We start from the raw sequence: 21,147 nt of genomic DNA on the forward strand, positions 1-21,147 counted from the left end.
TTAGCGGGCGATTGCGCGCGGGTCCAGAAAAACCCATGGGATTCCCGGGTTTGCCCGCACAAGCTGTTGCTTTTTCGTCCTGTTTGGCAAGGGGCGCGCGCAGGGTCGACAGGGTGGCTCCCCCCCTTGTGGGGAAGGGATGGGGAGGGGGCTGCCCGGCGTCTCAGGCCAGGGCGCGTTCGGCCGCTGTGCCCAGACGCAGCAGCCGGTCCTCCTCCATTGGCCCAGCCATCAGGCTGATGCCACAGGAAGGTTCCGCCGTCGGCAGGGTCAGCGCGCAAAGCCCCATCATGTTGCCGATCCGGGCGTTGCGCAGCGCCAGCAGGTTTTCGGTGACGTAATAGTCCTGATCGGTCATCAGCCGGTCGGCATCGGGCGGCAGGATCGGCGAGGTCGGCACCAGCACCGCGTCATAGCCCGCCATCGTCTCGGCCCAAAGTCCGCGAATCTCCCGCAACCGGCGCCAGGCGGCGACATAATCGGTCGCCTTGAACGCCGCACCCGAGCGAAAGCGTTCCAGGATGCGCGGGAACATCTTGTCCGGCGCGGCTTCGATCACGGGTTCCCAGATGCCATAGGCCTCGGCGGTGTAGAGAAGGCCGGTCAGGCCCATCGCTTCGACCAGCGCGGGGAAGCGGCCGCGATTGATGCGCGCCCCGGCGCGCGCCAGCCGGGCCAGCGCATCGTCAAAGCCTCGTGCCGGGCGGTCGCGCAGATCATCATGCGCCACGGTTTCCAACACCAGAAACCGGGCGCCGGTCAGGCTGGTGCCGTCAAGATCCGGCGCGCGGCGGTTCTCCAGCGCGGCCAGCAGATGCGCGCAATCCTCGACCGAATGGGCCAGCGGGCCAACGGTGTCGAAGGTCTCGCACAGCGGCACCACCCCGGCCAGCGACAAGCGCCCGGCGGTGGTCTTCAAGCCGACCAGATCGTTCCACGCCGCTGGAATCCGCACCGACCCGCCGGTGTCCGAGCCAATCGCGGCCGGCGCCAGCCCGAAGGCGACCGAAGCGGCGGCCCCGGACGACGATCCGCCCGGAACGGCTTTTTCGTCGTTGATGCAAGGGCTTGTCGCGGTGACCGGGTTCAGGCCCAGCCCGGAGAATGCCAGTTCCGACATATGGGTCTTGCCAAGGCAGACCAGTCCTTCGCCGGTTGCCGCCGTCAGAACAGCGGCATCGGCCTGCGGCACGCGGCCTTTCAGCAGGGCCGAACCGGCCTCGGTCGCCACGCCCGCCGTGTCGTAGAGGTCCTTCCAGCTCAGTGGCACACCGTCCAAGAGGCCCTTGCGCAAGCCGATCTTGGCGCGGGTCGCCGCGCCCATCGCCTCGCCGCGCGCGCGGACGGCTGTGGCACGGGCATAGATGCGGGGCGAAAGCGGGTGGCTGTCGATCCGGTCAAGGAAGAATTCGGTCAGTTCCACCGGGTTGATGGTGCCCTTGCCGATGGCGCGGCCCAGATCGCAGGCCGTCATGTTGGTCCAGGTTTTCGACATTGCCCCCTCCGTTTGGCGGCAGGCTAGCGGCAAGCCAGCGCATGGACAATCCCGCGCGGCGGACCATATTGGGGGGATGGAACATGATGCCGATATTCTGATCGTGGGCGGCGGGCTGAATGGCCCGGCCCTGGGGCTGGCGCTGGCGCAGGGTGGCCTGCGGGTGGCGGTGATCGACGCCCGGCCCGCGCCGCAGCGTGCCGAGGCGGGGTTCGACGGGCGGGCCTATGCGTTGGCGATCGCCTCGAAACGCCTTCTGGCGGCGATCGGGGTCTGGGGCGCGCTGGACGGCAAGGTTCAGCCGATCCTGAAGATCAAGGCAAGCGACGGCCGGCCCGGTCAGGGCCCGGCGCCCTTCTTCCTGACCTTTGACGCCGGCGAGCTGGAAGAAGGCCCGATGGGCTACATGGTCGAGGATCGCCACCTCTACGCGGCCTTTCTGGAGGCAATGCGCAGCGCGCCGGGACTGGAGCTGATTTCCGGCGAAACCGTTGTCGCGCAAGATGGTGCGCCGCAAGGGGTGACGGTGACGCTTGCCTCGGGGCGGGTCTTGCGGGGGCGGGTTCTGGTCGGCTGCGATGGCCGTGCCTCGGGCGTGGCCGAACGTGCCGGGATCAAGCGACAAGGCTGGGGCTATGGCCAGACTGCGCTGGTGACCGCGGTGCGGCACGAACGCAACCATGAGGGCACGGCACATCAGTATTTCATGCCGTCGGGGCCGCTGGCGATCCTGCCCCTGCCCGGCGGGCATCACTCCTCCATCGTCTGGAGCGAGGCGGACGCGGCGGCGGCGGCCATTCAGGCGCTGGACGACGCCGGCTATCTTGAAGCCCTGCGGCCCCGCTTCGGCGATTTTCTGGGCGAGATTTCGCTTGCCGGCGCGCGGTTTACCTATCCGCTCAATCTGACACTGGCCGAGGCTTTCGTGCGCCCGGGACTTGCGCTGGTGGGCGATGCCGCGCATGGGGTGCATCCGATTGCGGGGCAGGGGCTGAACCTTGGCTTTCGCGATGTTGGGGCGCTGGCCGAGGTTCTGATCCTGGCGGCGCGGCGCGGCGAAGAGATCGGTGCCCTGGATGTTCTGCAGCGATATGAACGCTGGCGGCGATTCGATTCCACAGCGCTGGCCCTGGGAATGGACAGCGTCAACCGGCTGTTTTCCAATGACAATCCGATCCTGCGCGCCGGGCGCGATCTGGGGCTGGGCATTGTCAACGCCCTGCCTGGCCTGCGGCGCGGCTTCATGCGGCAGGCCGCTGGCCTGCAGGGCGAACTGCCGAAACTTCTGGCCGGTCAGGCAATCTGAGCGCCACTCCCCGGTCGGCTGCGCCGCGCGTCGTGGCGATGGCCGACGAGCGGCGGACCGGCGACGAGGAGGGCTCAGTCGGTCTTGCGCGCTTCGGAGACAAGCATCACCGGGATGCCGTCGCGGATCGGGTAGGCCAGATGCGCGGCCTTGGAGATCAGTTCCTGCGCCTCGGCGTCATAGGTCAGCACCGCTTGCGTCAGCGGGCAGACCAGCGCTTCGAGCATGCGGCGGTCGGTTTCGGTCTGGCTTTCGCTCATTGCAGCACCTCGTCCCCATCGCCTGATCGCAAGGAGAATTCCATCAGCGTCACCAGCGTCTCGCGCCGCGTTGCCAGCGACGGGGCCTCCAGCAACGCCTGCTTGTCCTCGGGGGCAAGCGGCAAGAGCATGGAAAGCGCATTGATGAGCAACTCCGGCTCTGCCCCCTGCAGGCTTTCCCAATCTGTGCCGAGCTTGTGATGCGCAAAAAAGCGCGCCAGGCGGTCAAGAAGGGACGCACGGTCCAACTCGGGGTCATCTTCGACCGCCCCGATGTCGCGGGCAAACGCCGACCAGTCCACCAGCGCCCGGCGATAGGGGGTGAAGCCCTGCACCTCATCGCGCAGACGAAAGCGGCTGATGCCCGAAAGCGTGATCATGTAGCGGCCATCTTCGGTTTCCGAAAACGCCGTCACCCGGCCGGCGCAGCCGATGGAGGAGAGCAGCTTCTCGCCCCCCGGCCCCTCGCGCGGCTGGATCATGCCGATCAGCCGGGTGGGGGTTTTCAGGCTGTCCTCCAGCATGGCCAGATAGCGCGGCTCGAAGATGTGCAGCGGCAACCGCGTCCGGGGCAGCAAGAGCGCGCCGGGCAGCGGGAAAAGCGGGATGATCTCGGGCAGGTCCAGACGGGTCATTGCCGGAACATAGCGCGGATTTCTCTCAGGCAAAGATCATCGATGACAGACGGCGACGACCCGCCAGAACAACGGGGTCTTGTGGCTTCAGCGCCTCGAAGATGGTGAAAAGCTGGGTCTTGGCGGCCCCGTCGTTCCAGTCACGGTCCAGCTTGAACAGGTCAAGCAGTGTCGTCACCGCGCCTTCCACATCGCCCGAGGCGTGCTGGGCCGTGGCAAGATCGAACATCACCTGCCGGTTGCCCTGATCCTTCGCCAGTTGCGCGCGCAACTCATCCACCGGTCCGGCCTTCGCCGCCTGACGGGCGAGGTCGATCTGGGCGCGGGCGGCCTCGATCTCCTTCGCTTTCGCCACGGCGGCGGGGGCGTTGGCCAGCAGCGCCTCGGCCTGATCGAGATCGCCAAGCGCCACCTGCGCCCGGATCAGGCCGCCATAGGCCACCGCATTCTCGGGCTCTTCCTCCAGAATGGCGGCAAAGGTTTCCGCCGCATCGGAAGCGGCGCCTTCGGCCAGCATTTCCTCGGCGGCCACCAGCGCATCGGCCAGACCGTTGTCGGCCCCGCCGCCCATCTTGGCCAGCCCTTCGACGAATTTCTTGATCTCGGAACCGGGAATCGCCCCTTGAAAGCCGTCAACCGGCTGGCCGTTGAAAAAGGCATAGACCGTCGGGATCGACTGGATGCGCAGCTGGCCTGCCAGCATCTGGTTCTCATCGACATTGATCTTGACCATGCGCACCGCGCCCTTTGCGGCGGTCACGGCGGCTTCCAGCGCCGGGCCAAGGGTCTTGCACGGCCCGCACCATGGCGCCCAGAAATCGACGATGACCGGCACGGTCTTCGACGGTTCGATCACGTCGGCCATGAAGGTGGCCTCGGTGGCGTCCTTGATCAGGTCGGTTTGCGCGGGTTTGTCAGAGCTGCCGAACATCTCTTGTCCTCATCGGAATTGGGTTGGCCCCTATATGCGACGGCTAGCGGCGAATTTGAAGGGGCAGGGTTTACCGCAGGGTCAGCGCGCGGCTAGGCTTGCGGGCGAAAGAGGAGACCCCGATGACTGTGATCCTGTGCTTTGGCGACAGCAACACCCATGGCACCCCGCCAATGCAGGCCGAGGGCGAATACCGGCGCTTTGGCGCGGAGGTGCGCTGGCCGACCCGCATGGCGCGGGCCTTGGGCTGGGAGCTGGTCGAAGAGGGTCTGCCGGGACGCACCGCGCAATGGGGCGATGCCGTGATGGGGCCGATCATGAACGGCATCGACGGGCTGAAGATTGCATTGCAAAGCCACGGGCCGATTGACTGGCTGGTGGTCATGCTGGGCACCAATGACGCCAAGGCCCGGTTCGGCGCCAGCGCCGAGCTGATCACCGGCGGCATCGCGGCGCTTCTCGACATTGCACAATCGCCCGAGATGCAGGCCCGGCATGGCGGGTTCCGCGTGTTGCTGGTATGTCCGCCGCCGGCACTGGAAGGCGTCGGTCCGATTGCCAACCAATTCCATGGCGCGCGTCGGAGAGGCGTAGAATTGCCACGTCTTTACAAAGATTTGGCGGGGTCGCGGGGCGTGGCGTTTCTGGACGCGGGGCAGGTGATACAGGTCAGCCCGGTCGACGGGGTGCATTTCGATGCCGAAAATCACGCGCTGCTGGCCGAGGCCGTGGCGGCGGAGCTACGGGCCGAGGCGTGACCAGCCACAGCGGGCGGCAAGCGTCTCGACCGGGTGATCGGTGCCGACCGCCATGCCTTCGCGGAATTCGGCGGATTGCCGGTTGCGCCAGCGATCGCGCTTCAGATGCAGGCCAGAGCGGCTGATCTTGGTGATCGGCGTGCGGATCGGCAGGGCCTCCGCCCATTTCCGCCGCATGAAACGATAGGCCTCATCGAAATCGGTGCCCAGAGCCTCGTGATAGCGGTCATTGTGGATGCAGGGCAACGCGCCGGCATAGGCACCAAAGCCGGCGACGCGGGCGCTTTGCGCGATGTCGGTGCCATACATGTGCCAGCCCGGCAAAGCCTCGTCAAAGCGCAGGCCGGAGGCGCGGTTGAGGACGATCAGCAACTCGTCAAAGGCCTGCACCGGAACCGGGGCCATCGGCACGCGCCCGACGATCATGCCAAGAGAAGACGACCAGACCGGGCCGATATGCGCCTCGTCCAGCCCGATACCAAAGCTGCCGAACACCCCCCAGTCAGGAGGAAGCTCGGCCAACCGGGTGGCCAGCAGCGCCTCCCAGCCGGGGGGCAGGTAGACATCGTGATGGGCAAAGACCACCACCGGGGCGGTGGTGGCATCAAGCGCCCGGTTATAGGCGATCGCAGCTGAAGGGGCGTTCGCCTCGACATGCAGCGGCACATGGGACAACAGGGGGGAGCGGCCCAGATTGGCCGCAAGGATCGCCTCGGAATGGCTGGCACAGGCAAGGACGAAACCGGTCATGCCCCGGCCTCGCGGAAATGGCCGGCGAGCAAGCTGGCCGACTTGTCGATGTCATGTCGTGCGAAAACCCGGGCACGGGCGGCGCGGCCCATTTCGGCCAGCCTGTCAGGCGCCACCTGCGACAGGGTGAGAAGCGCCGCGGCAAGCGCCTTGGCGTCGCCTGCCGGCACGGTCCAGCCGGTGTCGCTGCTTACCAGTTCCGGCACACCCGCGATGGCGGTGGCAATCACCGGACGGCCATTCGCCATTGCCTCCATCAGCACCATGGGCAGGCCTTCGGCGAACGACGGCAGGATCAGGGCCTGTGCACCATCAAGCGCCCGGCGTACGCCCGCCTCATCCTGCCAGCCGGTCAGGGTGAAGCGCGGACCAAGGCCGAACCTGTCGATCTGGCCGGTGATCCGGTCGCGCAACTCGCCGTCGCCAACCAGCGTCAGGTGCAGGTCGGGCAAGGCCGGCGCGGCAATCGCCATTGCCTCGATCAAGAGATCAAGGCCCTTTTGCGCCGAAAACCGGCCCACGGCCACCAGATGCGGCCCACCCGTGGGTAGCGCAGCGGGCAGGGGGAAGCGATCCGGTTCGATGCCGCAATGCACCACCTTGATCTTGTCCCAATGCCGGGGCGCGACCCAGCGGCACAGCTGGCTGCGCCCGAACGAGGAAATCGCAACGACAAAGGCCGCTGCCTCGATCTTCTGTCCAAGCGACAGGGCGAGCGGCGCATCGAACTCCTCGGGTCCATGGACGGTAAAGCTGAACTGCGGCCCGCCAAGGCCGCGGGCCAGAAGCGCCACTGTGGCAGAGTTGGTGCCGAAATGGGCATGCAGATGGGTGATGCCAAGGTCGCAGCAGCGCCGGGCGATGCAGGCGGCCTCGACAAGATAGATCAGGTGGCGCAAGCGCCCACCCGTGCCCGCCGGCCCGCCCGCGCCCCGCGCGCCGCAAGCCCAGGCTTGGGCAAAGGCCGCGGCCGTCGCGGCCGGACGTGCGACCATCCAGCCAAGCGCGGTGCCGAACAACCGGACGAGACCCCGTTCCAGCACATGTTCGGTGCGCTGATCCTCGGCAATGTCGCCCGCATCGACCAGCGTCCCCCGGTCGGACCGCATGGCAAAGCGATGCACCGGAAGGGCAATCCGCTCCAGCGCCTGAATCTCGCGCCGGATGAAGCTGTGTGAGGCGCGCGGATAGGTGTTGACCAGATAGGCGAGTTTCAAGGGGCACCCTGTAATGACCGCGCCCGGATACGCGCGACTTGCGGCGAGACTAAGGCCGTTCGGTCGGCAAATACCCACCCGCCGGACGATCTAAGCACAAAATGCTCGGGTCGGGCAGAGGGAAAGCAAAGGTGTGTTTCCCGCTTTATTTTCCGGCGATTGGCGGGATAGGGTGCGGCGACATGTCAAGCGCCTTTGTTCCCCCTGCCAGATCCCTGTTCCAGCGCGCCCTGACCGGCTCGGTGCTGACGGCGGGGTCTTATGCGGTCATGCAAGCGCTGCGGCTGGTGTCGAACCTGATCCTGACGCGGCTCTTGTTCCCCGAAGCCTTTGGTCTGATGGCGCTGGTTTCGGTCGTTCTGGTGGGGTTGTCGATGTTTTCCGACATGGGCATCGGCCCGGCGATCAGCCGTCACCCGCGCGGGGATGAGCCGGAGTTTCTCGACACCGCCTTCAGTTTCGACGTGGCGCGGGGCGTGGCGCTGTGGCTGTTCACCTGCGCGCTGGCCTGGCCGATGGCGCGCTTCTACGAGGCGCCGGACCTGGCCCGGCTGTTGCCGGCGGCCGGATTGACCCTGTTCATCGCCGGCTTCAACCCGACGCGGATCGACACGGCAAATCGGCACCTTCTGTTGGGGCGGGTGACGTTGCTTGACCTCTTGGCGCAGGTGACCGGCATCGTCTCGATGATCGCGCTTGCGTTTCTGCTGCAATCGGTCTGGGCGCTGGTCATCGGCGCGATCATCGGCGCGCTGGCCAAGCTGGTTGTCATGCATCTTTGGCTGCCGGGGCGACCGAACCGCTTTCGCTGGGACCGCGAGGCCGGGCGGGACCTGATTCATTTCGGCAAATGGATCTTCCTGTCGACGGCCTGCGGCTTTCTGCTGTCGCAGGGGGACAAGGCGATTTTCGGCGCCTACTTGAGCAAGGCCGACCTTGGCATCTACAACATCGGCTGGTTCCTGGCCTCTTTCCCGGTGCTGCTGGCCGGCGCGGTGACCGGGCGCGTCCTGATACCGCTTTACCGCGAGCATCACCCGTCGGAGGGGGCGGACAATGCCCGCAGGATGCGGCGGCTGCGCTCTGCGGTCTCGGGCGGCACCTTGCTGCTGCTGGCGGTTCTGGGCGTGGTGGGCGTGCCGCTGGTCGGGCTGCTTTACGACCCGCGCTATCAGGCGGCGGGTGGGGTGGTGGTCATCATGGCCATGGTGCAGATGCCCGCCGTCATCGGCATGACCTACGACCAGTCCGCACTGGCGGCCGGGGATTCCCGCAATTATTTCCTGCTGATGGCCGTCAGGGCGGCTGTGCAGACCGGCGCTTTCCTGATCGGGATGGAGATTGCCGGTCTTTGGGGCGCCCTTGCCGCGCAGGGTGTGGCGCTGACCGCCCTGCACCCGGCGATTGCCCGTCTGGCACACAAACACAAGGCCTGGGATCTGCGCCACGACCTGACGTTCTTCGCCCTCGCCGCGCTGCTGATCGCGCTGATCCTTTGGGTCAATCGCGCCACGGCCGGTTTCTGACACGGCAAATGTCCAATTGCGGCCTGTCTTGGGTCACAGTCTTGCGTTAATCTCGGGCCAGCAAACCCCCGGAAAGAGGGCCATTGAGGCATGAATATCGAACAAACCCCCTTGCAAGGTGTGGTCGTGCTTTCTCCGCAGCGTTTTGGCGATGAGCGGGGGTGGTTCTGCGAAACCTGGAACGCGGCGCGGATGGCGGCGGCCGGGCTGGATCTGGCATTCGTGCAGGACAATCACTCGATGTCCGGTGCGGCCGGTACGCTGCGCGGGCTGCATTATCAACGTCCGCCGCACGCGCAGGACAAGCTGGTGCGCTGCACCCGCGGGGCGATCTTTGATGTCGCGGTCGATATCCGCAAGGGCAGCCCGACCTTTGGCAAATGGGTGGGCGTCGACCTGACGGCGGCCAACGGCAAGCAACTTCTGGTGCCGAAGGGCTTTCTGCACGGTTTTGTCACGCGCCTGCCCGACAGTGAAGTGCAGTACAAATGCACCGACATCTATGCCCCCGACTGCGATGGCGGCATCCGCTGGGATGATCCGACCATCGGCATCGACTGGGGGCTGAGCGGTCCGCCGATCCTGTCGGCCAAGGATCAGCTCGCGCCACGTCTCGCCGATTTCGACAGCCCGTTTGTCTGGGAGGGTACAAAGTGAAGCTTCTGGTGACCGGCGGGGCAGGGTTCATCGGCTCGGCGGTGGTGCGGCTGGCCGTGGCGCGCGGGCATGAGGTGGTGAACCTTGACGCGCTGACCTACGCCGCCTGTCTTGAGAATGTGGCCTCGGTTGCGTCGTCGAAGCTCTATCGCTTCGAACAGGCAGATATCCGCGACCGCGCGGCCTTGGATCGGATATTCTTCGACCACAAGCCGGATGCGGCGATGCATCTTGCCGCCGAAAGCCATGTGGATCGCAGCATTGACGGGCCAGGGGATTTCATCCTGACCAATGTCAACGGCACCTACAACATGCTTGAAGCGGCGCGTGCCTATTGGACGGCGCAGGGGCGGCCCACGGGGTTCCGCTTCCATCACATCTCGACCGATGAGGTTTTCGGATCGCTCGGGGACACCGGCAGGTTCACCGAAGACACGCCCTATGATCCGCGCAGCCCCTATTCGGCGTCAAAGGCCGCCAGCGACCATCTGGTGCGGGCCTGGGGCGAAACCTATGGTCTGCCGGTGGTGCTGACCAACTGTTCGAACAATTACGGGCCGTTCCACTTCCCGGAAAAGCTGATCCCGGTGGTGATCCTGAACGCGCTGCAAGGCAAGCCGATACCGGTTTATGGCGCGGGCGAGAATGTGCGCGACTGGCTTTATGTCGAAGACCACGCCGATGCGCTGTTGCTGGTCATGGAAAAGGGCCGCTTGGGGCGCAGCTACAACATCGGCGGCGAGAATGAGCGGCGCAACATCGATCTGGTGCGCACCATCTGCGCCATTCTGGACCGCAAGCGCCCGAAGGCCGCGCCCTATGCCGACCAGATCACCTTTGTCACCGACCGGCCCGGTCACGACGCCCGCTATGCCATCGACCCGACCCGCATCCGCGAGGAACTGGGGTGGCGGCCCTCGGTGACGGTGGAGGAAGGGCTGGAACGCACGGTTCAGTGGTATCTCGACAACGAGGCGTGGTGGCGGCCCCTGCAGGCGCGCGCGGGCGTGGGTGTGCGGCTGGGGGTGACGGCATGAGGGTTCTGGTCTTTGGCCAAACCGGGCAAGTGGCGCGCGAGCTGGCGCGGGGGCGGCCGGAGGGCGTGACGGCCCGATTTCTTGGCCGCGATCAGGCCGATCTGAGCGACCCTGCCGCCTGTGCCGCCGCGATTGCAGACTGCGACGTGGTGATCAACGCCGCCGCCTGGACGGCAGTTGACAGGGCCGAGACCGAGGAGGCGGCGGCGACAGTGGTGAACGGCGATGCCCCCACGGCGATGGCGCGAAGATGCGCGGCGCTGGGGCTGCCGTTCCTGCATGTCTCGACGGATTATGTCTTTGACGGGACCGGAGAAACGCCGTTCTCGCCCACGCACCCGACCGCACCCTTGGGGGCCTATGGGCGGTCAAAGCTGGCGGGTGAACGGGGGGTTCTGGCCGCGGGCGGCAAGGCGCTGATCCTGCGGACATCCTGGGTGGTTTCGGCCCATGGGGCGAATTTCGTCAAGACCATGCTGCGGCTTGGCGCCGAGCGGGAAGGCCTGAATGTGGTGGCCGACCAGATCGGCGGCCCTACCCCGGCGGCGGCGATTGCGGAGGCGCTTCATGTGGCGGCCAAGGCCATGGTGCGGGGCGCGGACGGCGGCGTGCACCACTTTGCCGGTGCGCCCGATACCTCTTGGGCGGGCTTCGCGCGCGAGATCATGGCGCGGGCGGGGCTGGCCTGCCAGATCACCGGGATTCCGTCTTCGGCCTATCCGACGCCTGCCAGACGGCCGCTGAATTCCCGGCTGGACTGTTCGGCTTTTGAGGCCGCCTTTGGGGTGAGCCGGCCCGATTGGCGGGCAGGTCTGGATGAGATTTTGCAGGAGTTGAGCCATGCAGCGTAAGGGCATCATTCTGGCGGGCGGCTCGGGCACCCGGCTTTGGCCGATCACCATGGGCGTGTCGAAACAGCTGCTGCCGATCTATGACAAACCGATGGTCTACTATCCGCTCTCGGTGCTGATGCTGGCCGGCATCCGCGAGATCGCTGTCATCACCACCCCGGAAGATCAGGCGCAATTCCAGCGGCTTCTGGGAGATGGCGGGCAATGGGGCGTCCGCCTCATCTGGCTGGTGCAGCCCTCGCCCGACGGGTTGGCGCAGGCCTATCTTCTGGCAAAGGATTTCCTGAACGGCGCGCCTTCGGCCATGGTGCTCGGCGACAACATCTTCTTCGGCCATGGTTTGCCGGAAATCCTTGCCAGTGCGTCGGCGCGCGAAACGGGGGGGACGGTGTTTGGTTATCGGGTGGCCGATCCCGAACGCTATGGCGTGGTGGATTTCGACCGCGACGGCACGGTGAAGGCAATCATCGAAAAGCCCGAAGTGCCGCCGTCGAATTTCGCGGTGACCGGGCTTTACTTCCTTGATGGCCGGGCGCCCGAATTGGCCGCCCGCGTCAAACCCTCGCCGCGGGGCGAGTTGGAGATCGTCGATCTTCTGGAGTTCTATCGGGCGGAAGGGGCCTTGCAGGTTGAAAAGATGGGCCGCGGCTTTGCCTGGCTGGATACGGGCACCCATGGCAGCCTGCTCGATGCCGGGAATTTCGTGCGCACGCTGACCGAGCGGCAGGGGCAGCAGGTGGGCTGCCCGGATGAGATCGCCTATCGGCTGGCCTGGATTTCGCGCGATGAATTGGCCGCCCGCGCCGAGATCTTCCGCAAGAACGATTACGGGCGCTATCTGGCCGCGGTTCTGGCTGAATAGGCGCTTTCGCACCGAACCTGTCATTGTTGCAGTTTTTGCGAATTTTTATGCAGTTTCCTCTGGCATTGTTTCCAAATCGTGCAAAGATCGACACAAACGGGCCAAGAGGGGCAGCAATGCTGGCGGGGATGGTTGTGTCGGCGGTGATGGGGGGGCTTGTCGGGGTGTTCTATGCCATGGCGCAGGATCAAGGGCTGGTGCAGGCCCTGATCAGCTACCAGATCGGCGGAACAATCGCGGTTCTTTCCTATCTGGCGTCGGTTCAATCTGTCTCAGGGCGACGGGACTGACCGGTTTCTTTGGGGCCGAAGATGTGAACAATTCTGACGCGGCACCGCAAGGCGGTCGCCCCGCGCGCAGGTTCTCCGATATTCGAATCATTTGGACCGGCCCTTGCGGAAAATTCATCCTGCAGTTGTGTCATTCGCAATTGTGGCAATATAAAGTCGAGTGGCCCGACAATTTTTGGGCAAATTCAAGGCAAACTCTGGCCAATTATGGCAAAAATAAGAAGTCTTTTCTCGCCAAAGGCACCCGGCTCCCTGTAAAATATGAATTGGGGGCGTTTGTGTAGTGTGCAATTTTGTGCTGCGAAATCATCATCGAAACACCCCTGAATAGGGTCAATGTGGCGTATTTTGCCGCATCGATGACGTTTTACTGCGCTTTTGCATCCCGCATAGTTGCTTGGTGATAAACAATGACGATGACATTTCCCGAGTTCAACGCCGGCCTTGGCTTGCCCGGTGATGCCAATGTTCAGGCTGCGCTGGCCCTGCCCAGGCGCAAAGGGATGTACCGTCATTTTTTCAAGCGGGTCTTTGATGTCGCAGCCATTGTCATGGCTGCGCCAGTGGTGGTGCCGGTGGTCGCCGCCCTTGCGATTGCCGTGGCGCACGACGGGGGCAGGCCGTTCTACTCTCAGCTGCGGGTTGGCAAGGAAGGCCGGCGTTTCCGGATGTGGAAGTTGCGCAGCATGGTCAGTGACGCCGATGAGCGGATGGAAGACTATCTCGCGGCCCACCCCGAGGCCCGGCTGGAATGGGATCTGACCCAGAAGCTGAAGAACGACCCGCGGATCACGCCGATCGGCAAGGTGCTGCGCCAGACCTCGCTCGATGAGTTGCCGCAATTGTGGAACGTGCTGGTGGGCGAGATGAGCCTTGTCGGCCCGCGACCGATCATGCTGAGCCAGCAGGTGATCTATCCCGGCGTTGCCTATTATCTGCTGCGCCCCGGCTGCACCGGCTTCTGGCAGACGGCGGGCCGCAACCGCACGACTTTCGAGGCGCGCGCGGATTACGACACGACTTATGAAGACGAGCTTTCGCTGAAAACCGATCTCAGGATCCTGTTCAACACAGTTGGCGTGATGCTCCGCGGTACCGGCTGCTGAAACCCGCCGGATAGGACAGTTTGCCAGGCCCGCCTCTTCACGACGCGGGCCTTGTCACATGTGACAGGGGGGTCAGGCCAGCGCCGCTACGGCAAGCAAGGCCAGAGTCGCCGCACCGGCAAAGACGGCATAACGTGGCAGGCCCGCAATCGGCTTCGTCGGATCGTCAATCAGTGTCAGAAGGCCCTTGCGACCTTGCTCGGGCTTGGCCGCGGCGATCTCGGGGATCGAGACCACCGGGCGCAGGTCAAGCTGGCGCTCCATCTGCGCTGCGGTGCGGATGACGGGATGTATCAGGTCAAGCACAAAGGCAACCGCCAGACCGGCAAGCAGGCTGGCAAGGGCTCCGGCAATCGCCAGTTTCCGGTTGCCTCCGCCCATGGGGCCTTCGGGGATGATCGCGCGCTCCAACAGGCTGAACCGCTCGGCCTGTTGCGTCGCGGCCAGACGGGCATCGGTTTCTGCTTCCACCATCCGGGTGGTTGCGGCGTCATGCTGGTCACGCAACTGTTCCAGCTGGCGCGCAAAGCCTGTCAGCACCCGCTCGACCTCGGGCGAGGTGGAGAGTTCGGCCTTGAGGTCGGCGGACCGGGCCTCGGCGCTGGTGATCTGTGCGTCGATCACCGCGAGACCGGCGGCAATCTCGTCCAGCGACCGGCGGTCGGTTGCGCGCAACGAGCCGCGGGCATTGATCTGCGCCGCCTGGCCTTCCAGTCCGACCCGGTCCTGCCGCAGCCGCCGCAGATCGGTGTCAAGGTTGACCAGTTCGTCGCGTTTGGCATCGCGCAATTCGGGCAAGCTGCCGGCATTGGCGTTCTTGTAGGCGGCCGCTTCGGTTTCCAGCCGCGCAATTTCCAGGCCGATCCGCCCGACTTCCTGGCGGAAGAAGGCGACGTTCTGATCGGCCTTGTCGCGCTGCCCTGCTGCGGACAGGTCCAGAATGCCCTGCGCAAGGTCGTTGGCCACGCGGGCGGCAAGGTCGGCCTCGCCCATGCGGGCGAAGACCAGAATGGCCGACAGGCTTTGCGGTTCGCCGAAACTTTGGCCCGCAGCCGATTCAACGCCCTGAAAGGTGATGGAGGCGCGCAGGAGGTCGATCTTCTTGTCGAGCGACAAAGGCAGGCCCGCGTAAAGCGCGTGGCGCTCGATCAGCGCGGTCAGGTTCTGACGCGTGGTCAGGCGCTGCTCGATCGCCTGCAGCGTCGCGGCCGCGGCGCTGGAGCGTTGGGCATCGGTGCCCTGAACCGACGCGCTTTGTACCTGAATCACCGCGGCGGTTTCAAAGGTGTCCGGGCGCGACTTGGCGTAGACGGCAGACAGGAGCGTTCCGATCACCGCAAGCACAAGGATGATCCAGCGGCGGCGAGACAGGAAATTCACGAACTCTTCAAAAGACTGAATCTGACCCATGGATCACGCCTTGCCGTAGATGTGGCGTTGGGCCGCGCGGTCCTGCGTGCGGTTCAGCACCACCCCCAGAAGCGGGATGCGGCCTTCGAACAGCCGCTCGCAGGCCCGCACCTCGTCGGGAGAGGTCTTGGTGCCATCGACCACCAGCAGCACGGCATCCAGCGAAGGGGTCATTGCCAGCACGTCATCGGTGCCAAGCGCAGGCGGCATGTCATAAAGCACGACCTCGGGGTCGAGCTGTTCGACCATGGCGGCAAGGGTCTCTGCGGTGTCGGGGCTATGCAGGGTTTCGGCGGCCATGCCGACCGGCGCCCGGTTCACGCCAAGCGCGAGCGTACGGCCAAAGCGCCGGAACACCGATTCAAGCGGCTGCGCGCCGGACAGGAAATCGCCAAGGTCATGCGCATCGGCGATCCCGAGCAGGTCTGCCAGATGCGGCTGGCGCAAGTCGAGATCGATCAGCGCCGTGCGGCTGCCGGGGCGACGGGCCAGCGACAGCGCAAGGTTGGTGGCGACAAAGCTTTTGCCGCAGCCATGGGTCGGCGAGGTGATGGCGATCCGCTTCCAGCCCCTGGCGGCCAGACCGTGCAGAAGTTTGGACCGGAGCTGGTCGATGGCAAGCGCTGCGGGCTGGTTCGACGGCAATGGAAACAAACCGTTTCCTGCGAGTTTTTCGGCCGAAAGCTGTACCGGGGTCAGCGATTCCCAGACCTTGGCCGGGTTCAGGCGCAGGGGCGTCAGCGGGGCGGTGAAGATCTCGCGCCCCTTCACAAGATCAAGCGTCATGGGCGGATGGGCGACTGTGCGACCGGGGCGAAACAGCGAGGCGGTGGCCCCGCGTGCCATCTGCCGGCTTGCCGATTTGTCCTCGGTCATGGCCGAAAACTCCATATTTTCGCGCCAGACGGGGCGTTGGTTCAATATCTCGTGTCTGGACATCTAAGGCCCGGCTCAAACTCCGGCGGGGCATAAATCCCTCGCCGATCCCTTCTGGACCCGCCTTGCGGCAGGCGTGACGCCCGATTGGCTCCTCTCGCCCCGCGCCAGCTGTCGCGTCGCAGACTGAAAGGAATCGCCCGGGCCCCCGCCCAGCAAGGCCACATTTAGCAGATGCAGCCCGAAAAAGCAAAGTGTGGCGAAGCTGTGGCAAACGTGGCAAAGCCGTGGCGAGGGCATTTGAAACGGGGCGTCATGACGGGCAAGGACCAGCTGGATGCGGTGGTGATCGGGCGCAATGAAGGCGCGCGGCTGGTCGCCTGCCTTGCCTCGCTTGCTGGTCGGGTGCGGCGGCTGGTCTATGTGGACAGCGGCTCGACCGATGGGTCGATCGAGGCGGCGCGCGCGCAAGGGGCGACGGTCGTGGCCCTGGACATGAGCCAACCCTTTACCGCCGCGCGGGCCCGCAATGCCGGGCTTGCGGCGCTGGCCGATGACCCGCCCGCCTTCGTGCAATTCGTCGATGGCGATTGCGTCGTGCAGCCGGACTGGCTCGACGCGGCTCTGGCGGCCTTTGCCGCCCATCCCCGGGCGGTCGTGGTCTGCGGTCGGCGGCGGGAGCGTTTCCCGCAGGTGTCGGTTTACAATGCCCTGGCGGATCGGGAATGGGATACGCCGGTCGGGCTGGCGCTGGCCTGTGGCGGGGATGCGCTGATGCGGTTCGACGCGGTGCAGGCGGTCGGCGGCTATGCCGCGACGCTGATCGCGGGGGAGGAGCCGGATCTCTGCCTGCGCCTGCGCGCGGCGGGGGGCGAAGTCTGGCGGATCGGTGCGGAGATGACGCTGCATGATGCCGCCATGACCCGGTTTTCGCAATGGTGGAGGCGCTCGGTGCGTGCGGGCCATGCCTTTGCCGAGGGGGCGGCCCGGCAGGGGTATTCCCATTGGGGGGCCGAGACGCGGCGGGCGCTGATCTGGGGGGCGGGCCTGCCCGTGGCCATTCTGGCCTTCGGCCTGGCCCATCCGGCGGGCTGGCTCCTGGTGCTGGCCTATCCCGCACAGGTGACACGTCTGGCCCGGCGAGAAGGCTGGGTCTGGGGCCTGTTCAGCGTCCTTGGCAAATTCGCCGAGGCGCGCGGGGCTTTGGGGTTCTATCTCGGGCGGTTGCGCGGCAAGCGGCCTGGCCTGATCGAATACAAGTGACCTGTCCGCGCCCCCCGCCCCCTGCGCGAGGGGGGAGGGCGGGACCAGCGTGTCAGCGCACCGCCTCCATCACCGCGTCCTGCAACTGGCAATCGCGACGCGTGTCCTCGCCACAGCGGCGCGGTTCAAGATCTTTGGTCAGGCAGATGCGGGCCTCCTGAATCCTGCCATCGTTGCAGGTGATGGTGATCTGATCGCGGACCATGCCGGGGTTGGCCTCAAGAAACGCCTCCTCGACCACCGAGGCGGGCAGTTTCACGTCGCGGCGCAGCGCGTCAAAGACCGGGGGCAGGGTGATGCCATCAAAGGCCGCACGCGCGGCGGCGTAATAGGCGCGTGAGGACAGGCCCGAGCAGCGGCCGTGCTTCTTCCATTGGTAAAAGGCCGGCCCCGCGCCGCCGAACACATCGGCCATGGCTGCGGTTTCGCTGCGCGACGGGTCGCGCTCGGCGGTGCGGCAGTAGCTGGGCCAGCCGTCCTCGTTCTGCGGCCAAAGCCCGTGAACCACCCAGGTTATCCCGCGCCCCGCATCGCATTGCGGGTCATTGCGGGCATCGCCTTCGGCAACGCACCAGCTGGCCGACCACGACAGCGACAGCAGGTAATAGTCGAAGTCCCCTGCACGCTCCCCCTCCGCATGGACCGGGGAGGAAAGCGCAAACGCGGCAGCAAGGATCCATCTGCGCATTTTCGCTTTTCCTCATCTGAAAAACCGCCTATACGCAGCCCTGACTTTCCCGAAAACGAGAAGATCGCGGACCAGCGCCGCAGCCGTTTTCCCGGCGCGGGAGAGATTTGTAAAGTCCCACGACCCCGATCGCGGGGTCAAGATGCGGAAAGGACGAAAGCAATGTCAAAGCCCTTGATGGCAAAGGCCACGGCAGTCTGGCTGGTGGACAATACGACGCTGACCTTCAGGCAGGTTGCCGATTTCTGCGGTCTGCACGAGCTGGAAGTACAGGGCATCGCCGATGGTGATGTGGCAACCGGGGTCAAGGGCTTTGATCCGGTGGCGAACAACCAGCTGGACCCGGTCGAGATCGAGCGCGGTCAGGCCGATCCGCTCTACAAGCTGAAGCTCAAGTTCAACGCCGCTGCCGTGGGCGAGGAAAAGCGTCGTGGCCCGCGCTACACGCCCTTGTCCAAGCGGCAGGACCGCCCGGCGGCGATCCTGTGGCTGGTGAAGTTCCACCCGGAACTGTCGGATGGCGCCGTGGGCAAGCTGGTCGGCACCACGAAGCCAACCATTCAGGCGATCCGCGAGCGGACGCACTGGAACATCAACAACATCCAGCCGATCGACCCGGTCGCCCTTGGCCTGTGCAAGCAGTCCGAGCTGGATACCGCCGTGCAGGCCGCCGCCCGCAAAAAGGCCGCCGAAGGCTCGGTCATGTCGGATGACGAGCGTCGCAAGCTGGTGTCGACCGAGCAATCGCTCGGCATGGCGCCCGAAGCGCGCATCCCCTCGGGGCTTGAGGTCTTTGGCGACGAGCAGGAAGACGACAAGCGCAGCCCGGCGGACTTCTCGGATGCCGAGAGCTTCTTCAACCTGCCGCAGGGCGATGACGACGAAGACGAAGACGACGATCCCCGTCGCTGAGGCAATTCGATACAATGCAAAAGGGCGCGGGCATGACCTGCGCCCTTTTGCGTTTCGGACATCAAAGGGTCGCATTCATGGTGAGGATGCAGTAATTGTCCGGGCAAGATGTTCTGAAGGGTTATTGGATGACGACGACGACCGATCCGCTTTTTGCGCAGCAGTGGCACCTGTCGGTGATCGGCAATATTGCAAAGGTCTGGGACGATTACACCGGCGCGGGCGTGACGGTCGCGGTCTACGATGACGGGTTGCAGTTCACGCACAGCGACCTTCAGGCCAATTACGATTCCAGCAAGCATTTCAGCTTTGGTGGAATCACCTATGCCCCCGTCCCGCAGACCACTGATGACGCGCATGGCACGGCCTGCGCGGGGTTGATCGCGGCGGTGGCCGACAACGGCAAGGGAGGCGCGGGCGTGGCCTATGGGGCAACGCTTACCGGGCTTGATTACCTGAATGACCTGCAATTCGCCTATGACTGGGACAGCCAGACCACCAGCGCACTTTACGATGCGGCAATGCGCTGGGCGGCAGGATTCGACATCATGTCGAACAGCTGGGGCACCCTGCCGGATTTTTCGTACCAGCTGAACCTGAACGAGGCCGGCAATTCCTCGGCGGTCGATGCGGGGCATTTCGCCTGGGTTTCGGCCATCGGGCGGGGCGGCCTCGGAACGATCGTGGTCAAGGCGGCCGGGAACGAGACGATGAACGCCAATGGCGACGGGGCCAATGTCTCGCGCCATACCATCACCGTCGCCGCGACCGAGGCGGATGGGGTTGCGGCCTATTATTCGAACCACGGCTCGGCGATCCTGCTGTCAGCCCCGGCCGCTTCGGTGACGACGGATCTGGCGGGCAGTCAGGGCTATGCGGCCGGGGATTACACCACCACCTTCGGCGGCACCTCGGCGGCGACGCCGGTGATTGCGGGCGTCACGGCCCTGATGCTTGACGCCAATGCGGGGCTGGGCTGGCGCGACGTGCAGTCGATCCTTGCTATGAGCGCCAGCCATACCGGCAGCGCCCTTGGTTCCGGCCCCGGTGCGACCGAAGTCGGCCGTTGGCTGACCATGGGGGGCGAACAGTGGAACGCGGGCGGGTCGATCTATCACATGTCCTATGGCTTTGGCATGGTGGATGCCTACGCCGCCGTGCGCATGGCCGAGGTCTGGTCGCGTCTTTATGGCGCCGCCCACACCTCTGCCAATGAGCTGCACGTCAGCAAAGCCTATGGTGGCAGCGTCGTGGCCATTGCCGATACCGATGGCAACAATTCCACGCCCGAGGCCCGGATCAGCCTTGGCGTGACCGAGGACATCGAGATCGATTCCGTGCAGGTGACCTTGTCGATCGATCACAGCTACGGGCAGGATCTGGTGATCTATCTGCGCAGCCCCACGGGCGAGCAGATTGCGCTTTTCGACAGGGAGGGCGGTTCGGCAAGCGGCTTTGGCGCCACGGTGTTTGATGGCGGCGTCACCTGGACCTTTGCCGGCGAGGCTTTCCGCGGCATGGGATCGCAGGGCACCTGGCAGATTCTGGTCCACGACCGGGCTGCCGGCGACACGGGCACCGTGACGGAGGCCCGGCTGGATTTCTACGGCTCCGCCAACAGCGCCAACGACGTCTACCACTTCACTGACGATTTCCGCATGCTGCGCAACCTGCAGGCAGATCGCGCGGTGATCGGCGACGCGAATGGCGGCACGGACTGGCTGAATTTCGCCGCCATGGCCGGCAATCTCTTCGTCAACATGGCAGCCGGCGGGGCGGTCAAGGTCAACGGCACCCAGCTTGCCACGATCGAGGCCGGCGTCGCCGAATTCGAGCGGCTTCAGGCCGGTGACGGGGCGGACACGTTGTTCGGCAACGTGCTGTCAAATCGCATCTTCGGCGGGCGTGGCAATGACCGGCTTGCCGGAGGCAAAGGCGCTGACCTTCTGGTGGGCGAAAGCGGTGGCGACCGTCTGACAGGCGGCGGCGGTGCGGACATCTTCGAGTTCCGGCGCGGTTTCGGTCAGGACCGCATCACCGACTGGACCGACGGCAGCGATACGCTGCGGCTGGACGATGCGCTCTGGGGTGGCGGAATGACCGCGACCGAGGTGGTTGCAGGCTTCGGCGCCGTGATTTCGGGCTCGGTGGTGCTGAGCTTCAGCGCGGCCATGGTGCTGACGCTGAACGGCGTTTCCGACCTCAACGCGCTGGTGGATGACATTACCATCGTGTGACGCCCCGGCCATCGCCGCCCTGGCGCCCTTGGCGGGCGAGGCCCCGCGAAGAGCGTCCGAAGGACGACGATGAGCGGCCG

21 protein-coding genes are annotated in these 21,147 nt (G+C 65.4%); 12 read left to right on the forward strand and 9 right to left on the reverse strand.

From position 1 onward, the window contains the following. Nucleotides 1–163 precede the first annotated feature (163 nt). A complete protein-coding gene (locus G4Z14_RS05215) occupies nucleotides 164–1,495 on the reverse strand; it encodes an amidase (protein WP_164623727.1) in 1,332 nt (443 codons plus the stop codon). Nucleotides 1,496–1,571: 76 nt separating this feature from the next. On the opposite strand from G4Z14_RS05215, the gene G4Z14_RS05220 reads away from it, so the two are divergent. Beyond that, nucleotides 1,572–2,801: an FAD-dependent monooxygenase gene (locus G4Z14_RS05220; RefSeq protein ID WP_164623728.1), complete on the forward strand. Its 1,230-nt coding sequence runs from the start codon at nucleotides 1,572–1,574 to the stop codon at nucleotides 2,799–2,801. A gap of 74 nt (nucleotides 2,802–2,875) precedes the next feature. On the opposite strand, the gene G4Z14_RS05225 is transcribed toward G4Z14_RS05220, so the two are convergent. The 3 genes from G4Z14_RS05225 to G4Z14_RS05235 are packed head-to-tail and all read right to left on the reverse strand — an operon-like array spanning nucleotide 2,876 to nucleotide 4,627. Further along, nucleotides 2,876–3,061 carry a Trm112 family protein gene (locus G4Z14_RS05225; protein ID WP_164623729.1) on the reverse strand — a complete coding sequence of 62 codons (186 nt, stop codon included), beginning with the start codon at nucleotides 3,059–3,061 and terminating at the stop codon, nucleotides 2,876–2,878. Further along, complete coding sequence (locus tag G4Z14_RS05230) at nucleotides 3,058–3,696, reverse strand: LON peptidase substrate-binding domain-containing protein (protein ID WP_164623730.1); 639 nt, start codon at nucleotides 3,694–3,696, stop codon at nucleotides 3,058–3,060. Before G4Z14_RS05230 ends, G4Z14_RS05225 begins: the two co-directional genes overlap by 4 nt. Before the next feature lie 25 nt (nucleotides 3,697–3,721). After that, the gene (locus G4Z14_RS05235; protein WP_164623731.1) at nucleotides 3,722–4,627 is read right to left on the reverse strand and encodes a thioredoxin family protein; all 906 of its coding nucleotides are present in this window, start codon (nucleotides 4,625–4,627) and stop codon (nucleotides 3,722–3,724) included. A gap of 122 nt (nucleotides 4,628–4,749) precedes the next feature. Between G4Z14_RS05235 and G4Z14_RS05240 the strand changes: the two genes are divergently transcribed. After that, entirely contained in the window at nucleotides 4,750–5,385 is a 636-nt protein-coding gene (locus G4Z14_RS05240) for an SGNH/GDSL hydrolase family protein (protein ID WP_164623732.1), read from the forward strand. Here the strand turns inward: G4Z14_RS05240 and G4Z14_RS05245 are convergent. Continuing rightward, a complete protein-coding gene (locus G4Z14_RS05245; RefSeq protein ID WP_164623733.1) occupies nucleotides 5,368–6,135 on the reverse strand; it encodes a glycosyltransferase family protein in 768 nt (255 codons plus the stop codon). The genes G4Z14_RS05240 and G4Z14_RS05245 overlap by 18 nt on opposite strands. Further along, entirely contained in the window at nucleotides 6,132–7,352 is a 1,221-nt protein-coding gene (locus G4Z14_RS05250; protein ID WP_164623734.1) for a glycosyltransferase, read from the reverse strand. Before G4Z14_RS05250 ends, G4Z14_RS05245 begins: the two co-directional genes overlap by 4 nt. A 182-nt stretch (nucleotides 7,353–7,534) precedes the next feature. On the opposite strand from G4Z14_RS05250, the gene G4Z14_RS05255 reads away from it, so the two are divergent. The 7 genes from G4Z14_RS05255 (at nucleotide 7,535) to G4Z14_RS05285 (ending at nucleotide 13,681) form a co-directional block, all read left to right on the forward strand. Further along, the gene (locus G4Z14_RS05255; RefSeq protein WP_164623735.1) at nucleotides 7,535–8,878 is read left to right on the forward strand and encodes an oligosaccharide flippase family protein; all 1,344 of its coding nucleotides are present in this window, start codon (nucleotides 7,535–7,537) and stop codon (nucleotides 8,876–8,878) included. Between the two features lie 90 nt (nucleotides 8,879–8,968). Beyond that, nucleotides 8,969–9,535, forward strand: a complete 567-nt coding sequence (gene rfbC, locus G4Z14_RS05260) for a dTDP-4-dehydrorhamnose 3,5-epimerase (protein WP_164623736.1) — start codon at nucleotides 8,969–8,971, stop codon at nucleotides 9,533–9,535. Then, nucleotides 9,532–10,572 (forward strand): dTDP-glucose 4,6-dehydratase, encoded by a 1,041-nt coding sequence (gene rfbB / locus G4Z14_RS05265; RefSeq protein WP_164623737.1) that lies wholly within the window; start codon nucleotides 9,532–9,534, stop codon nucleotides 10,570–10,572. Before rfbC ends, rfbB begins: the two co-directional genes overlap by 4 nt. Beyond that, complete coding sequence (gene rfbD / locus G4Z14_RS05270; protein WP_164623738.1) at nucleotides 10,569–11,423, forward strand: dTDP-4-dehydrorhamnose reductase; 855 nt, start codon at nucleotides 10,569–10,571, stop codon at nucleotides 11,421–11,423. Before rfbB ends, rfbD begins: the two co-directional genes overlap by 4 nt. Further along, a complete protein-coding gene (gene rfbA, locus G4Z14_RS05275; protein WP_164623739.1) occupies nucleotides 11,413–12,285 on the forward strand; it encodes a glucose-1-phosphate thymidylyltransferase RfbA in 873 nt (290 codons plus the stop codon). The genes rfbD and rfbA overlap by 11 nt, the downstream gene beginning before the upstream one ends. Before the next feature lie 116 nt (nucleotides 12,286–12,401). Next, nucleotides 12,402–12,575 (forward strand): hypothetical protein, encoded by a 174-nt coding sequence (locus G4Z14_RS05280; protein WP_164623740.1) that lies wholly within the window; start codon nucleotides 12,402–12,404, stop codon nucleotides 12,573–12,575. A gap of 410 nt (nucleotides 12,576–12,985) precedes the next feature. Further along, complete coding sequence (locus G4Z14_RS05285) at nucleotides 12,986–13,681, forward strand: sugar transferase (RefSeq protein WP_164623741.1); 696 nt, start codon at nucleotides 12,986–12,988, stop codon at nucleotides 13,679–13,681. A gap of 72 nt (nucleotides 13,682–13,753) precedes the next feature. On the opposite strand, the gene G4Z14_RS05290 is transcribed toward G4Z14_RS05285, so the two are convergent. Together G4Z14_RS05290 and G4Z14_RS05295 are read right to left on the reverse strand one after the other, a co-directional pair. Further along, a complete protein-coding gene (locus tag G4Z14_RS05290) occupies nucleotides 13,754–15,091 on the reverse strand; it encodes a Wzz/FepE/Etk N-terminal domain-containing protein (protein ID WP_164623742.1) in 1,338 nt (445 codons plus the stop codon). Between the two features lie 3 nt (nucleotides 15,092–15,094). Continuing rightward, nucleotides 15,095–15,967, reverse strand: coding sequence for a CpsD/CapB family tyrosine-protein kinase (locus tag G4Z14_RS05295; protein ID WP_164623743.1), 873 nt, complete (start codon nucleotides 15,965–15,967; stop codon nucleotides 15,095–15,097). A gap of 315 nt (nucleotides 15,968–16,282) precedes the next feature. Between G4Z14_RS05295 and G4Z14_RS05300 the strand changes: the two genes are divergently transcribed. Then, complete coding sequence (locus G4Z14_RS05300) at nucleotides 16,283–17,230, forward strand: glycosyltransferase family 2 protein (protein ID WP_164623744.1); 948 nt, start codon at nucleotides 16,283–16,285, stop codon at nucleotides 17,228–17,230. A gap of 52 nt (nucleotides 17,231–17,282) precedes the next feature. Here the strand turns inward: G4Z14_RS05300 and G4Z14_RS05305 are convergent, their stop codons facing one another. Further along, nucleotides 17,283–17,918: a ribonuclease T2 family protein gene (locus G4Z14_RS05305; protein WP_164623745.1), complete on the reverse strand. Its 636-nt coding sequence runs from the start codon at nucleotides 17,916–17,918 to the stop codon at nucleotides 17,283–17,285. A gap of 162 nt (nucleotides 17,919–18,080) precedes the next feature. On the opposite strand from G4Z14_RS05305, the gene G4Z14_RS05310 reads away from it, so the two are divergent. Continuing rightward, nucleotides 18,081–18,830 carry a DUF1013 domain-containing protein gene (locus tag G4Z14_RS05310; RefSeq protein WP_164623746.1) on the forward strand — a complete coding sequence of 250 codons (750 nt, stop codon included), beginning with the start codon at nucleotides 18,081–18,083 and terminating at the stop codon, nucleotides 18,828–18,830. Nucleotides 18,831–18,958: 128 nt separating this feature from the next. Further along, on the forward strand, nucleotides 18,959–21,067 hold the full coding sequence (locus G4Z14_RS05315) for a S8 family serine peptidase (RefSeq protein WP_164623747.1): 2,109 nt from the start codon (nucleotides 18,959–18,961) through the stop codon (nucleotides 21,065–21,067). Nucleotides 21,068–21,147 lie beyond the last annotated feature (80 nt).

It is taken from the genome of Tabrizicola oligotrophica, from assembly GCF_011008935.1.
Classification (GTDB): domain Bacteria; phylum Pseudomonadota; class Alphaproteobacteria; order Rhodobacterales; family Rhodobacteraceae; genus Tabrizicola_A; species Tabrizicola_A oligotrophica.